Here is a 14,512-nt window from a genome sequence, read left to right as displayed (position 1 = left end):
TCAACTGGTTTCCCTTCGGTTTCGATCATCCCGCCCCGCGCGAGCAAGTGTCAGCCTGCCATGTTCCCGCACGACGACCAACCTCGTCTCCGGATCCCCGCCCCCCACGGCCACCGCGCCCTGACCACGCCAGGCCACCACCAGATCGTCGATGGCGTGAATATGCTTGCCGGTCACCGCCTTCGCCCCGCCCGCCAACAACCACGAGCGGATCGCCCGATGACGCAGCGCGGCCGGTGCAGTGGCCAAACTCGCACAACACAGACTCCCGTCGGCGGTCTCCGAATCGGTCGCCATACCCTCCGGCGAACTCATCGGATCGGCGAACGTGACATCATCCGCCGACGGATACGACCACGGCCGGGATGCGGAGGCGGCCCGCAGCAGGTCGATGGCGAGCGTATCCAACACCGCGTTGTCCGCGCGCAACTGTCGCGCCGTACGTGCCAGCGACACCGCGGCACGACCACCCAGCACCTCCTCGAGCAGGGGCAATACCTCGGTGCGCAAGCGGACCCGGGTGAACTCCGGTGAGCTGTTGTGCGGATCCTCGTACGGCACCAATCCCAGATCGGCGCAGAATCGCCGGGTGGTCTCCCGGCGGATATCGAGCAACGGACGTCCCCAGGGCGCGTTATAGGGCGCCATCCCCTGAATGGAACGCGCACCCGATCCCTGGGCCAGCCCGAGCAATACGGTTTCGGCCTGGTCGTCGAGGGTGTGACCGAGCAGTACCGGCAGTCCGGCGCGCGCCTCGGCCAAGGCCGCGTACCGCGCCCGACGCGCCGCCGCCTCCATTCCTCCGCCACCGTCGACCCGCACGGGTAGCACCCGCGCCGAGCGGCAGCCGAGTTCCAGCGCCGTCGCCGCGGCCGCCGCAGCGACCTCGTCCGACCCCTCCTGTAAGCGGTGATCCACGACCAACGCGTCCACGGCCGCAACCTCGGCCAGTGCCGCTCCGGTGAGTGCCAGCGAATCGGCACCCCCGGACAATGCCACGGCCACCGCCGTGTCTCCGGGCCGATACCGACCCAACCACGCCCGAACCGCATGCCGCAGCTCGAGTACCGCTGCCGTCTCGGGCAACCGTGCCCGCTGCTGCCCCACCCGCATCGTCACCGTGCTTCGTACCACCCTGTGCATTCACCCGCCGACCCATGGGACCGGATTCGGCGACCGGGTGCGACGCATACGCCGATATATCGAACAGCGGCCGCTGCCTCCGCGGTGATCACGATCAACCCAGGACCCGTGCGATCCAGCGCTGCGGCTCGTCGATCTCGTCGGTGCGCGGCAGGGTGTCCGCATCGGTCCACACGGTATTGAACCGGGCCATCCCGACCGTGTCGATCACCTCCGTCACGAATGCCTTTCCGCGAACGTACTGGGCCACTTTCGCGTCGACGCCGAGCAGAGCGCGTAAAAGCCGCTGAATCGGATTGGTCGGGCGCATCCGCCGTCTGTCGAAGGCGTCGCGGATCTGTGCCACGGTGGGAATGACGCTGGGTCCGACCGCGTCCATCACATAATCGGCATGCCCCTCCAGCAGGGTGCCGAGCATGAGCAACCGGTCCAGGGCCTCGCGCTGCGGTGGCGGCTGGGTGGCGCGCAACAGACCTACCACCCCGCGGGTGGCCGGATCCTCGGAAACCTCACCGCGGCGGCGCTGTTTGAGCTCTTCGACGAGTCGCGACAGCATCTGCGTCATCGGTTCGTCACCGATCTCACCGAGCACGTCGACGTTCTCGCGCATGTAGTCGGCAAGCCAGGGCGCCGAGGAGAACTGCACCCGATGGGTCACCTCGTGCAGGCACACCCAGAACCGGAAATCGGTGGGCGAGACACCGAGGGCCCGTTCCACGCCCACGATATTCGGCGCCACCAACAGCAGAGTGCCGTCCGGGCCGACGAACGGGTCGTACTGGCCGAGAATGGCGGTGGACAGAAAGGCCAGCATGGCGCCCACCTGCACACCCGCCGGTTTCCCGACCAGCCGGCCCTGACCGGTCTCGGTCCCGCTGCCGGTGAGCAGCGACATGGAATCGGCGGCGGCGCCGATCCAACCCGGTCGGTCGACGATACGGGCGGCGGGAACAGGCCGATCGTCGAGTAGACCGGTCACTTCACGGACCGGCCCCTCCGACCGTATGGAGGCCGCGGCCAATTCGGCCACGGCCTGTTCGGCGGCGAGCCGGGTGGTGCGAGGTCCGGATGGGACCAGCGCGGCGCCGGTCCGCGCCGCCCATCTCCAGTCCACCGTCCCGGCCAGCTTCCGGTGTCGGCCGTCGACGTCCCCGTTACGGCGCTCTGCACGGGCCGGCTCCGCCGACACCACCGCGCCGGAATCACCGGGGCCTTCTCGATTCGTCATAAGCCCTCCACCGGTCGGTTGGATCCACGATCAGGCACATCCACAATTGCGCAGTGTGGCGGCGACGGCATCCAGGGCGGGCCTGCTGACCTCCGGCGGCCGATCGTTCGACATCAGGGCGAAGGTGAGCACCCGACCGTCACTGTCCAACACATACCCGACCAACGTGCTGGCAACCGAGAGAGTTCCGGTCTTGGCCCGTACCCACCCGGCTCCGGCCCGATCACGGGTGACAAAGCGATTGGTGAGCGAACCGGTACCACCCGCCACGGGCAGATGATCGAGTAGTGGTGCCAGTGTGGCCGACAGATCGTCGCCGGTCTCGTCCGACGGGGTGGGCGCCGGCCCCGACAGCACTCGTGGTGCCCACGGCTGCCGCTGTGTCGGCTGCATTGTCGGTTGCGCGGCCTCCTCGGTATTGCGGGTGCCGGAGGCGGCCGTGGCCACGATTCGGTCCAACAACCGGGCCGGTATCCGGTCGTCGGTCGACAAACCACTGGTGTCGTACATGCTCACCCCGGTCAGGTCGAAACCCGCGTCCCGCAACTGTCCGGCCACGGCCTGCACCGCGCCATCGAACGACGCCGGTCGGCCGGTGGCAACCGCGATCTCCCGACCGATGGTCTCGGCCAGAACATTGTCCGAGTACACCATCATGTCGTGCAGTCGATCCCGCAGCGGCGCGGATGCCACACTCGCCAGTTCCGTGGCGTTCGCGGGCGCCGTACCACTACGCACCCGGGCCGGATCGAGTCCGAGCAGCCCGGCCAGCGCCCGACCCACATCCAGGGCCGGTGTCGTCGAGCGCGGCGAGTACTCGGCGGGAGGATCGAGCCGCCCACCGTCCAACATCACCGGCTCGATCGGTGCGATGGACCCGCCGCCGATATCCGCCGGATCCCAACCTCGGGCCAGGGTGGGACCGCTGTAGACGGAGATGTCGACCAGGATGGTGTCTGCGGCCACCCCTGCTCTCCGCAGTTGGTCGGCCAGATCCGCCAGCCGCGGACCGTTCGGGTAGTAGCCCTTGCCGTCGGGCACCACGGTGAGTGTGGGGTCACCACCGGCGACCAGCACGATCTCCTTCGGGTTGGTCCCGGTCACCACCCGGGTGTGGACCCGGTGATCGGCCGGCAATGCGAGCAGCGCGGCCGCGGTGGTCAGGATCTTCGCCGTCGACGACGGAATCGCCGCCTTGTTCTCGTCGGCGCTCCACAGCACGGTCTGGGTGGCGGCATCGGTGACCGATCCGCTGAACGCGCCGAGATCCGGGTTGCCGACCACCGGTGCCAGCGCCGCGGCCAGACCCGCCACGGAGGGCGCCGGGGCGTCGTCCGAAGCGGGCGCCACCCGCGCGGAGGGCCGCACCGGCTCGGGCGGGTCTGCGATGACGAGCCCGCCGTGGCGGAACTCGGGTGTCCACGGTCGCAGTACAACGGACCCGACCGTCACGATCCCCACCAACACCACCAGAACGGTGATCAGCATTATTCGCCTGGTGCGACGTCGACGTCTGGCCAATCCGCCGATGTTGCTACCGCCCTGACCCACCACGTTGTCCGCTGTCTCCCTTGCGCCGACTCTCACACCGGGTGCCCGCGCGACCCGAATGTCCGCCGACAACACTATCCTCGGTTCGCAACCGTTCCCCCGAACAACCTGGTGAGTCGGCCGGCAGCAGAAGCGGACGCACCGGAAGAAGGAGATGGCGTGGAGTTCGATGTAACCATCGAGATCCCCAAGGGATCCCGCAACAAATACGAGGTCGATCACGAGACCGGTCGGGTCCGGCTCGATCGTTTCCTCTTCACCTCTATGGCCTACCCGGCCGACTACGGCTACATCGAGAACACCCTCGGCGAGGACGGCGATCCGCTGGACGCCCTGGTCCTGCTGCCGGATTCGGTGTTTCCCGGTGTGATCGTGGAGGTCCGGCCGGTCGCCATGTACAAGATGACGGACGAGGCCGGCGGCGACGACAAGATCCTGTGTGTCCCCGCGGGCGACCCGCGGTGGGATCACATCCAGGACCTGAAGGATGTCCCGGAGTTCGAGCTCGCCGCGATCAAGCACTTCTTCGAGCGGTACAAGGACCTCGAGCCCGGTAAATACGTCAAGGGTTCCGAGTGGGTCGGTCGGGCCGAGGCGGAGGCCGAGGTGGAGGCCTCGTTCCAGCGGTTGAAGGACAAGGGCGGCCACTGAGCCGAACCGGTCGGGAGTGGACGCGGCCCGCTCGGCACATCGCGTCCACTCCTGTGGCGCCGAGCCCTACCTGCCCTTGAACTCGGGGGCCCGTTTCTGGAAAACCGCCTGCATGGCCTCGGTCAAATCCTCCGAGGGCAGGAAGGCCGCGTTCCACGCCGCGACGTACCGCAGCCCCTCGGCCACCGTGGCGGCTTCCCGCCGGTTCACCACTTCCTTGACGCCCTGCACCACCAGCGGTGGATTGGCCGCGATCTCCCGCGCGGTGGCGTGGGCTGCTTCCAGCACCGCCTGCTGATCGGGGAACACATCGTTGACCAGGCCGATCTTCTCGGCACGGGCGGCGTCGATGTCCTTACCGGTGAAGGCCAGTTCGCGCAGGTGTCCCGCACCGATAATGGCCGGTAGCCGATGCAGCGACCCCACATCCGCCACGATGGCAACCTTCGCCTCCCGAAGGCTGAATGTGGCCTCCGCGCTGGCGTATCGGATGTCCGCGGCGGCGATGAGGTCCAGCCCGCCGCCGACGCACCAACCGGACACCGCGGCGATCACCGGTTTGCGGCATTCGGCCACCGAGGTGATCGCATCCTGAAGTCGGTGGATCTCACGCAGGAACTCGGTGCGTGGGGCGGCGAGAGCGCGTTCGGCCAGCAACGGGGTGAAGGTGCCACTCATGGCAGGCAGGTCGAGACCGTAGGAGAAATTCTGCCCCGACCCGGTCAGCACCACCGCCCGGACTTCCGGATCGGCGTCCAGGCCACGGAAGATCTCCGGCAGCTCCCGCCAGAAATCCGGGCCCATCGCATTACCTTTGCCGGGACCGGTCAACGTCACCTGTGCGACACGGTCTGCCGTCTCGACCGTGAAGGCCTTCCAATCAGTCATTCGCCCAGGGTAGCCGGGTGGGGTGAAACGATCGCTCGGGACCGAATCACGCGGGATGTCCGGAGCGTCCCGGTGGAGTGGGACTTCGCCCGCCCGTCGAATGGGAATCCGCGCTACGTTCGACAGGTGACCGATGCACCACGGCCCGACACCGAAGTCCGGATTCCCGACGATCTCACCGGTATCACCGCCGATCAATACCGTGCCTCGATGCGGCATTACCCGGCCGGCGTCACGGTGGTGACCATGGATTCGAACGCCGGGCCGGTCGGTTTCACCGCCACCTCGTTCGCCTCACTGTCACTGAATCCCCCGCTGGTGTCGTTCAATATCAGCCATACCTCGTCCAGCCTGGCCGCCATAAATGCCGCCCGATCCCTGGTCATCCACTTCCTCGGCGAACACCAGCGCCATCTGGCGCAACGTTTCGCACGTACCGCCGAGGAACGCTTTGCCGACCGTTCCCTGTGGACCACCCTCGATACCGGTGAGCCGATCCTGCACGGCACCCCGATCTGGTTACGCGCCCTGGTGGAGCAGCTCGTCCCGATCGGTGATTCCACCCTCGTCGTGGGCCGGGTCACCCGCGTGCACGACAACACCGACCGAGCACCCGCAGCGGCGCCGCTGCTGTACTACAACGGTCGGTACTACCGACCCATACCCCTGGCGGAGTGAACGCCCGGGACATCCGGTGCGCTCAGAAGACCAGATAGCGAATGGCGAGCTGCTCCACGAGTGGGTCGTCGTCACCGACATGGTCGAGGGCGCTCAGATCGCTTTCGACCGAGATGACCCGGGGATCGTCCGGCCGGCGGTCGCCGGGACCGTCCTCCGCGAGCTGCCGCAGTAGCTTCGCCCGTACCCGATCCTTCAGTGAGTCACCCATATCCTCGGCCTTCCCGGTCAGACGGGCGTCAACCAGAAGCCCCAGGGTGTATTGCGCAGCACCGTGTATCCCCCGAGAAAGGCGAAGCACATCCACATGGTGGCCGTGCTGATCCCCGGGATCCGCATCGGCTCGCCCCGCCAGGCCCGGATCGTCCAATCGCCCACCCACAGGGTGAAGGCGATCAGCAAGGGAAGCGCGAGCAGGTTGCTGTGCAGTGAATCGAGGAGCTGCCCATCGGTGAGATTGTGCACCGCGCGCATACCCCCGCATCCCGGGCAGTACATCCCGAACATGAGATAGACCGGGCACATACCGTACGACCCCTCGATATGCGGGTCGCGAAAGTGCACCATCGCCACTGCGGCGGCACCGGCCGTGGCCACCAGCGCGGGCAATGCCACACCACGCCATCCACCCGGCGCCCGATTCGGTTCGTCGACCGTTTCGGCAGGCTCCGTGTTCTCCACGATTTCACGGTAGCGCGTCGCTCGGAGGCCGCCGGACGGCTTGGACATCCGCCTATTCGGAGCCGCTATCTCCGGATCTTCGGTAAGCATGCATAAACCTGGACGCGAATGGGCAGATTTCAGTTAACAGCGAAGATCACCGGAACGACATCTGGTGAAACGCACGGAGGCTCGCATTTTTTGACTATTTGGTGCTTGCACTTGCAAGCACCAAGCTTGCGAGGTTACCGTGACGCTGGACACAAAGGAGTGTGCTCTGATGTTGGTGAACTCGCTTTCGGCGCTCACACAGGCACGTTACGGCGCTCTGACCGCCCCTTACCGGGCCGGTTTCCGCCGTCGTACCTACTCGACACCGGCGTTCAACAAGCCCACCGGCCGGCACGAGGTCATCCCGGTGACGACCGTCGACGGAGCGCAACTGCGAGTACACGCCTACGGACCGGCCGACGGCGAGGTCATCGTCCTCGTGCACGGTTGGAGCTGCTGTATCGAATACTGGCATCCCCAGATCAACGCCTTCGCCGACCGCTATCGCGTGGTCTGCTACGACCAGCGGGGACACGGCGAGAGCACCATGGGCAGCAGCCCGCCCAGCGACCGCACCCTGGCCGATGATCTGGCCGCTGTCCTGGAGAGCACACTGCGTCCCGGTCGACGCGCCGTCCTGGTGGGTCACAGCATGGGCGGCATCACCCTGCAGGCCTGGGCCGCCCGACACCCCGCCCAGGTGTCCCGGCGCGCGGCCGCGGCGGTCCTGGTCAACACCACCTCGGGCAATATCCGATACGACACCGATCTCCTGCCGCTGCTCAACAAGCCGCTCATGGTGGGGAATCGGCCGGTCACGCTATTCGGTTCCGAGATTCGGATGCCCATGCTGGTCGCCGAGTCCATCCTCACCACCCCTATCCCCATCCCAGGCGGTCCGTTGATGCGCCGACTGCTGATGGACCGAATCATGGGCCCCGGGGCATCCGTGGAAGCGGCCGATTTCGCCCTCGATATCGTGCGCTCGTGCCGTCCGCTCGCCCGGGGCGCGCACGCGGCCATCCTCGCCGATATGGAGCTGGGCGACGCCGCCCGCCACCTGACCGTCCCCACCGTCGTGATCGCCGGACAGTACGACCGACTGCTGCCGGAGCGCATGTCGCGCATCATCGCCGACACCCTCCGCGAAACCGGCCACCTGAGCGGCTACCACGTATGGCCGACCGGACATCTCGGCAACCTGGAGGCTCCCGAGAAGTTCAATACCGAACTGGCTCGGATCATCGACCGCACCGGCCTGCGGCCCGCGGCCGCGGGTTGAGCGGGAGTTCGCCGAGCCCGGTCAACGTCGCCCGGTCTCGGTGAACCCACCACACCATCGGGCCGGTACGCCACGGTTCCGCGACTTCCCGATCGCTCGTACCGGTTTCTATACGCTCCGGACCAAGATGGCCCCGTGTGGACGGTGTTCTCCGCCCGTGCGGGTCAACCGCTCCAGCTCTCGAAAACCCGCCACGGCCAGCCGGCGCGCCAACTCATCGAACGGCCACCGATACGCCGTCACCACCTTGTGCGGGAACTCCTCCACTGTGGCGCCCTCGAAGAAACCGAGGAGCACCACCCCACCCGGGACAAGCATCCGCCGGAACCCGGCGAGAATTCCGTCCAGCTCGGCCGGCGGCACGTGGATCAGGGAATACCAGGCCAGAATCCCGGTGATCGAACCGTCGGGCAGGCCCGGTGTCTGCGCCGAACCCACCTCGAAGGCCGGTCCCGGATACCGCGCCCGAGCATGCTCCACAAACTCCCGAACGGGATCGATGCCGGTGATATCGACCCCCAGCCCGTGCAGGTAGGCGGTCAGATGCCCCGGACCGCAACCGATATCGAGCACCCGTCCTCCGGCCAGTTCGGCCCACCGCCGCACCAGCGCGAGATCATCGGGGCGCACACTGTCGACCGATCCGAATAACTCGATGTACTCCTGAGAACGGGCCGCATAGGCGTCCTCGACTGTTCGCTGTCCCACCCGGCGACCTTACACGGGCTCGATATCACTCCAACGCCTGCGCCCCGAGCGGACCCGGGCGCACCCGGCGCACGACATGACCGACGACACGCCGATCGGAATATCGGGTGGGTGCCACTGTTGCACGAGACGACAGCCGAAACCGGAACGGAAGAAAGCGCGACCATGCGGGCAGCCATCTACGACCGATACACCTCCGACAACACCGATGTGCACGTCACCGACCTGCCGAAACCCAAAGTCTTCCCCGGATCGGTGCTGATCGAGGTCCGCGCCGCGGGTGTCAACCCCGTCGACTGGAAGGCGATGGCGGGCGGCCTGGACGCTCTGATCGATGCGCAGTTCCCCGTGATCCCGGGCTGGGATGTCGCCGGGGTGGTGGTCGAAACCGGTATCGATACTCCCGAATTCGCGGTGGGCGACGAGGTGCTGGCCTATGCCCGCAAGGATGTGCTGCACGCCGGCACCTTCGCCGAACTGGTGGCCGTCGAGGCAGCGCACGTGGCACGTAAACCCGACGTGTTGACCTGGGAACAGGCGGGGGCGCTTCCGCTCGCCGGAGGAACCGCCCTGCGCACCCTCGATCTGCTCGAGGTCGGCGCGGACGACACCGTGCTGATCCATGCCGCGGCGGGTGGTGTCGGGAGCCTGGGTGTGCAGATCGCGAAGGCGCGCGGCGCTCGTGTTTTCGGTACCGCGTCGCCGAACAACCACGATTTCCTCCGCGAGCTCGGCGCCGAACCACTGACCTACGGCGACGGTCTCGCCGAGCGGGTCCGGGACCTGGCGCCCGAGGGTGTGCAGGTCGTCGCGGATTTCGTGGGCGGTCAGTTGGATGTCACCCTCGCCGTACTCGCCGAGGACGGCAGACACGCCTCCATCGTCGACGACACCGTCACCGAACACGGCGGTCTCCTGGTCTGGGTGCGGCCCGACGGCTCCCACACCCAACGCCTGGCCGATCTCGCCGCCGCGGGCGAGCTCACCGTGCCCATCGCTCGGACCTTCACCCTCGACGAGATCCCACAGGCCTTCGCCGCCGGTCAGAGCGGACACACCCGAGGCAAGAACGTCATCGTCCCGTAGAGCACCCGACCCGAACACGCGCCGGAATACGCCGGTCGGCTCGCCGAAGTCGAGGCCATGTCACGGAACCGGAGCGGTGGGTGATCCCCCTTTCTCCACACAGAGCACCCACCGCTTTTCGGTTGCCGCAGGTGGGACGGCACTCGCCGACCGAGTCCCCACCACCATGTCTCGGCCATGTACGTATCGGCCCACGCGGCTCCACAGTCCATATCAGCGGTTCGCCTTACTACCCGGCAATACCCGCCCGCGCCCGTTCCACTGTGCGTCCTCGGCAGTGGTACCGGCCGCCGGGGTCGGTGGGGTCCGTCTCGCGACCGGCGCGGAGAAGGGTTGAGCGACTTGGAGTAACCGACGTCGGGTGGCTTCGTTCGAATGCGCCGAGAGCGTCGGGGCCGAGTCGCCAGGAGCCGACCGCCGGCGCGAACGGCCGAAAAACCTTATAGTCGAATTCGACCAAACGACTTCGACTATAAGGAGGCTCGGTGATCCGGGAACTGCGCGCGGTGGAGACACCGCTGACGCTTGCGGTGCTGACACTCCTGGCAGAACGCCCCCGGCATCCATACGAGATGAAGGTCGCCATCCGCGAACGGCGTGTGGACGAGGTGGTGAAGATGCGCGGCGGATCGCTCTACGACGCGATCGGCCGACTCGAACGCGCGGAATACATACGCCAGGTCGGCACCACCCGCGCAGGCGCCCGCCCAGAGCGGACGGTCTACGAGATCACCGCATCCGGTCGGGAAGCGCTGAATACGCTGCTGGAGCGTTTCCTGACCGAACCGGTGAACGAATACCCCCGATTCGTCGCCGCACTGGCCCACCTGCCCGCACTGCCCCCCGAGACCGCCGCGCGGCTGCTGCGGCGACGCGCCGAACGATTGCGCGCGGACGCCGCCACCGCGCAGCGACTGTCCCAGGAGCACACGGCTCATCTACCTCGCGCGGTGCTCCTGGACACCGAATACCGAAACCGGCTGCGCGATGCCGAAATCACCTGGCTGGAACAAACTGCGCACGATATCGACCACGGAATGCCGTGGCCGGGAACCGATACCACCCCCGACAACGACAAGGAGTAGAGATGACCAGCGAAAACGACCGGCTACGGCAACGTCTGAAGCGACTCAATCGGGTGGTGATCGCATTCCAGCGACTCGGCCTCGCCGTGGGCACGATGCGGGTGCTTTCGGTTCCCGGCCGCAAAACCGGACAATTGCGCACCACACCGGTTTCCCCACTCACCGTCGACGGGGTGATGTACGTGGTCGGCGGATTCGACGACGCCGACTGGGTACGCAATGCCCGCGCCGCGGGGTGGGGAGTACTCGCGAAGGGACGCCACCGCCAACGGATCGCGCTGGTGGAACTGCCGGTGAGCGAGCGGGAGCCGGTGCTGCGGGCATTCCCGGAGAAGGTCCCGCACGGTGTGCAGTTCATGATCCGATCCGGCGCGGTCACCTCCGCCGACCCCGACGCGTTCGCCGCCGCCGCACCGCGATGCCCGGTCTTCCGAATCGAGCCGACACCGCAGACAACCGCGCCCCTCGATCCCCCGTCACGAAGTTGATGTCACGAACCGAACGAAGACCCGCGAGCCGAACCGGCCCGGGCGCGATCAAATCCGCGCCGGGCGGGCACCGCGGCGCCGCGGCCGCAACTGGTACAGGCGATACCAGGCCAGGGCGAGAAAGACGGCCGCCAGGCCGGCGACGACCCCCATATCGAGCAGCCAGGTCCCGAGGGTGTGGTTCCACAGCGGGTCGGGAGCGCCCTCATGGGGGGAGAGGGTGTCGAGGTCGAGGCTGGCGGCGCCCGCACCATAGCCCCACCGGGACGGAGCCAGATAGGACAGCTGTTCCAGAACCGGCGTACCGGGAAGCCGCACCATACCGCCGGTGAGCACGAGCTGTGCCATCGATAGCACGATCAGCAGCGGCAGCGTCTTCTCCGAGGTGTTCACCGACACCGAAACCAGCAGGCCCAGTGCCAACGACGCAATACCGAGCAACGCCATCGCCAAAATCAGCTCCAGCTCCACCGACATGAATATCCCGCTCGGCGGGAAACTCGTGCCGATGGTGCCGATCAGGAACAACACCACCGCTTGCAGGACGGTGATCACGCCCAGGACCAGGAGTTTCGACATCAGATAGACACCGGCCGAGAGTCCGGCCGCCCGTTCTCTGCGGTAGATCGTCTGCTCCTTGACGATCTCCCGAATCGAATTGCCGGTACCGACGAAACACGCCCCGAATACCAGGATCATGAGCTTGGTCGGAGCATCGGTATTGGTCCCCGGAGCACCGGTGAAACCCTCACCCGCCGGCACCGCGGCGATCAGACCACCGAGCAGCAACGGCATCACACCGAGCAGCGCCAGATAGCTTCGATCCGAGGCGATAACCGCCAGATACCGCCGGCACAGCGTGCTGAGCTGACTGAACTTGGATTGCGAGGGGGGTGGCGGCGCCGGGGGATGCTGCACTTCCGCCGGGCCGATATCGTCGCTGGGTCCGACCGCCGCGTAATGCCCGAAACGGGGTGAGGCCCGGAACTCACCGGCCCAGTCTCGATCTTCCTCCCGATCGAAGGCCTGGAACACCTCGGCCCAGGTGCGCTGCCCGAAGTGTTGCAGCCCTTCCGCGGGTGGTCCGTAGTAGGCCAATCGACCGCCAGGCACCAGCACCAGGAGGCGGTCACAGGAATCGAGGTTCGCAACGCTGTGGGTGACCACGATGACGGTTCGTCCGTCGTGGGCGAGTTCGGACAGCATCTCCATAACCGTCTTGTCCAGACCCGGGTCGAGTCCGGAGGTCGGTTCGTCGAGGAAGAGCAGAGACGGTTTGGTCAACAGTTCCAGTGCGACGCTCACCCGTTTGCGCTGTCCGCCGGAGAGCCGATCGATACGAGTGTCGGCGTGCCTGGTCAGGCCGAGCTCCTCGAGAACCTCGTCAACCCGCTGCTCACGCTCTTCGGGACGCGTATCCCCCGGGAAACGTAATTCGGCCGCGTAACGCAGGGCGCGGCGCGTGGGAAGCTGGTTGTGCAGGATATCCTCCTGCGGAACCAGACCGATACGATGTCTGAGCTCGTCGTAATCGGCGTAGAGATCACGTCCGTCGTAGCGAACGGTCCCCTCGGTCGCGGGCCGCAACCCGGTCACCGCACCCAATAATGTCGACTTACCGGCCCCACTGGGCCCGATGACCCCGACCAACGAGCGCTGCGGGATGGGGAAACTCACGTCATCGAGGAGCACCTTGCCTTCCGGCGTTCGCACGATGAGGTTCTGCACCGCGACCGAGATATCGCCGGTGTCGACGGATTGCCGTAGCTCGTTGCCGACAAGCCGATAGGTGGTGTGTCCCATACCGATCAGATCGGATTCGGACAGATCCGCGACCTCGATCCGAGAGCCGTTGACATAGGTGCCGTTATGGCTGCCGAGGTCGACGACGCGATATCTGTTCTCCCCGATCACCCGCAGTTCGGCATGGTGACGCGAAACCATGAGATCGGGCACGACGATGTCGTTGTCGGCGGCGCGACCGATGCGGAGCGTGCCCGAAACAATGCGAACCACCGCGCTGGGATGGGCGGTGGGTGGCGACGACGGTGAGACACGCCGAGACAAACCGGGGTGGAACTTGGTGACCGTCGCCTCGTCGTGGAGGTTGTGGCCGGGATCGGGGACGACCACCGTGTCTTCGGTGAAACCCTCGTCGGCGACGGAATCGGAGGATGCCGCCGGCGAGCAGGACAACTGCTCCCCGTCCCTGGCGTGCCCGAGCCGGAACGTCTCGTCGTGATCGATCACCATTCGCTCGACCCGACGACCATCGAAGAAGGTGCCGTTGAGACTGCCGGCGTCCTCGATCTTCCATCCGTCCGAGCCCTGCTCCAGAACGGCGTGCGTGGAGGAAACCCGTGGATCGGTCAAGACGATATCGGCCGACGGATCGCGGCCGATACTGTATGCGCCCCCGGGGCGTAAACGATAGAGACGTTCCCGCGTCCGGACCACAAGGATCGGGGAGTCGAAAATTTCCGCGGAGGTTTTTTCATCCGCCATATCGGGAGTATAGGACCGTGCCGAACGGACGCCTGCCGGTCACCCTTTCGAGGTCTCGGCTTCATATAACCCGGCAACTCGAATGTCATCGGCTCGACCAGCGCAAACGAACCGACCGAAGCAAGCGGCAACCACACCCGACGCAGGAAAACCGATAGCGAGGTCATCGAGCACCGTCCGACCGGATCGGAAGAAACACCATGAGCCGGGTGAATGAATACCGGTCGAGTTCGCCATGAAAATTCGCTGGAGTCCGTACACCGAATCGCATCCGAATATTCTCCGATTCGTTTTCATAATGCGTCGGGCACCGTTACATTTCATATTTCCGATCGCGGGGCGGATGAGATACAGCGGGTCCACCCGAATATGGGCGGACGAGCGCAACCGAGATGATGACACGGTGAACCGCTCGGGAATCCGGCGCCGAAGGCCGGCGACCCGGGGGGAGAGCCCCCAGGGAAGTGGAGCCGCCTGGGGGAATCGAACCCCCGACCTTTTCATTACG

The 14,512-nt window shown here is 66.4% G+C and carries 14 protein-coding genes; 6 read left to right on the top strand and 8 right to left on the bottom strand.

What is annotated here, in order from left to right; translation table 11 throughout:
- The 3 genes from tilS to ON32_RS01445 all read right to left on the bottom strand — a co-directional run bounded on the left by tilS (position 1) and on the right by ON32_RS01445 (position 3,859).
- Positions 1 to 1,113 carry a tRNA lysidine(34) synthetase TilS gene (gene tilS, locus ON32_RS01455; RefSeq protein WP_040788119.1) on the bottom strand — a complete coding sequence of 371 codons (1,113 nt, stop codon included), beginning with the start codon at positions 1,111 to 1,113 and terminating at the stop codon, positions 1 to 3.
- Between the two features lie 124 nt (positions 1,114 to 1,237).
- Positions 1,238 to 2,371: an Rv3626c family coenzyme F420 biosynthesis-associated protein gene (locus ON32_RS01450; RefSeq protein ID WP_083873861.1), complete on the bottom strand. Its 1,134-nt coding sequence runs from the start codon at positions 2,369 to 2,371 to the stop codon at positions 1,238 to 1,240.
- Between the two features lie 30 nt (positions 2,372 to 2,401).
- A complete protein-coding gene (locus ON32_RS01445; protein ID WP_157224035.1) occupies positions 2,402 to 3,859 on the bottom strand; it encodes a D-alanyl-D-alanine carboxypeptidase/D-alanyl-D-alanine-endopeptidase in 1,458 nt (485 codons plus the stop codon).
- 222 nt (positions 3,860 to 4,081) lie between these two features.
- Here ON32_RS01445 and ON32_RS01440 point away from each other — a divergent pair, with 222 nt between their 5' ends.
- Positions 4,082 to 4,573 carry an inorganic diphosphatase gene (locus ON32_RS01440; RefSeq protein WP_040788117.1) on the top strand — a complete coding sequence of 164 codons (492 nt, stop codon included), beginning with the start codon at positions 4,082 to 4,084 and terminating at the stop codon, positions 4,571 to 4,573.
- 66 nt (positions 4,574 to 4,639) lie between these two features.
- Here ON32_RS01440 and ON32_RS01435 read toward each other — a convergent pair whose 3' ends face one another.
- Entirely contained in the window at positions 4,640 to 5,461 is an 822-nt protein-coding gene (locus tag ON32_RS01435) for a crotonase/enoyl-CoA hydratase family protein (protein ID WP_040788114.1), read from the bottom strand.
- A gap of 126 nt (positions 5,462 to 5,587) precedes the next feature.
- On the opposite strand from ON32_RS01435, the gene ON32_RS01430 reads away from it, so the two are divergent.
- Entirely contained in the window at positions 5,588 to 6,139 is a 552-nt protein-coding gene (locus tag ON32_RS01430; protein WP_040788138.1) for a flavin reductase family protein, read from the top strand.
- A gap of 22 nt (positions 6,140 to 6,161) precedes the next feature.
- Here the strand turns inward: ON32_RS01430 and ON32_RS01425 are convergent, their stop codons facing one another.
- Positions 6,162 to 6,350, bottom strand: a complete 189-nt coding sequence (locus tag ON32_RS01425; RefSeq protein ID WP_040788112.1) for a hypothetical protein — start codon at positions 6,348 to 6,350, stop codon at positions 6,162 to 6,164.
- A 17-nt stretch (positions 6,351 to 6,367) separates the two neighbouring features.
- Positions 6,368 to 6,820, bottom strand: a complete 453-nt coding sequence (locus ON32_RS01420; protein WP_040788137.1) for a DUF2752 domain-containing protein — start codon at positions 6,818 to 6,820, stop codon at positions 6,368 to 6,370.
- 229 nt (positions 6,821 to 7,049) lie between these two features.
- Here ON32_RS01420 and ON32_RS01415 point away from each other — a divergent pair, with 229 nt between their 5' ends.
- Entirely contained in the window at positions 7,050 to 8,132 is a 1,083-nt protein-coding gene (locus ON32_RS01415) for an alpha/beta fold hydrolase (protein ID WP_306307640.1), read from the top strand.
- A gap of 108 nt (positions 8,133 to 8,240) precedes the next feature.
- Here the strand turns inward: ON32_RS01415 and ON32_RS01410 are convergent, their stop codons facing one another.
- A complete protein-coding gene (locus ON32_RS01410) occupies positions 8,241 to 8,840 on the bottom strand; it encodes a class I SAM-dependent methyltransferase (protein WP_040788110.1) in 600 nt (199 codons plus the stop codon).
- 165 nt (positions 8,841 to 9,005) lie between these two features.
- Here ON32_RS01410 and ON32_RS01405 point away from each other — a divergent pair, with 165 nt between their 5' ends.
- From ON32_RS01405 to ON32_RS01395, 3 genes are all read left to right on the top strand, one after another.
- Positions 9,006 to 9,926: an NADP-dependent oxidoreductase gene (locus ON32_RS01405; protein WP_040788135.1), complete on the top strand. Its 921-nt coding sequence runs from the start codon at positions 9,006 to 9,008 to the stop codon at positions 9,924 to 9,926.
- A 485-nt stretch (positions 9,927 to 10,411) separates the two neighbouring features.
- On the top strand, positions 10,412 to 11,011 hold the full coding sequence (locus ON32_RS01400; protein WP_245550746.1) for a PadR family transcriptional regulator: 600 nt from the start codon (positions 10,412 to 10,414) through the stop codon (positions 11,009 to 11,011).
- Between the two features lie 2 nt (positions 11,012 to 11,013).
- The gene (locus tag ON32_RS01395) at positions 11,014 to 11,499 is read left to right on the top strand and encodes a nitroreductase/quinone reductase family protein (RefSeq protein ID WP_051132751.1); all 486 of its coding nucleotides are present in this window, start codon (positions 11,014 to 11,016) and stop codon (positions 11,497 to 11,499) included.
- 48 nt (positions 11,500 to 11,547) lie between these two features.
- Here ON32_RS01395 and ON32_RS01390 read toward each other — a convergent pair whose 3' ends face one another.
- On the bottom strand, positions 11,548 to 14,004 hold the full coding sequence (locus tag ON32_RS01390; protein ID WP_040788109.1) for an FHA domain-containing protein: 2,457 nt from the start codon (positions 14,002 to 14,004) through the stop codon (positions 11,548 to 11,550).
- Between the last annotated feature and the right edge of the window lie 508 nt (positions 14,005 to 14,512).

This window comes from Nocardia paucivorans NBRC 100373 (genome assembly GCF_000308675.1).
Classification (GTDB): domain Bacteria; phylum Actinomycetota; class Actinomycetes; order Mycobacteriales; family Mycobacteriaceae; genus Nocardia; species Nocardia paucivorans.
The sequence above is the reverse complement of the archived record's forward strand: the minus strand, read 5'-3'. Positions and strand labels throughout refer to the sequence as shown.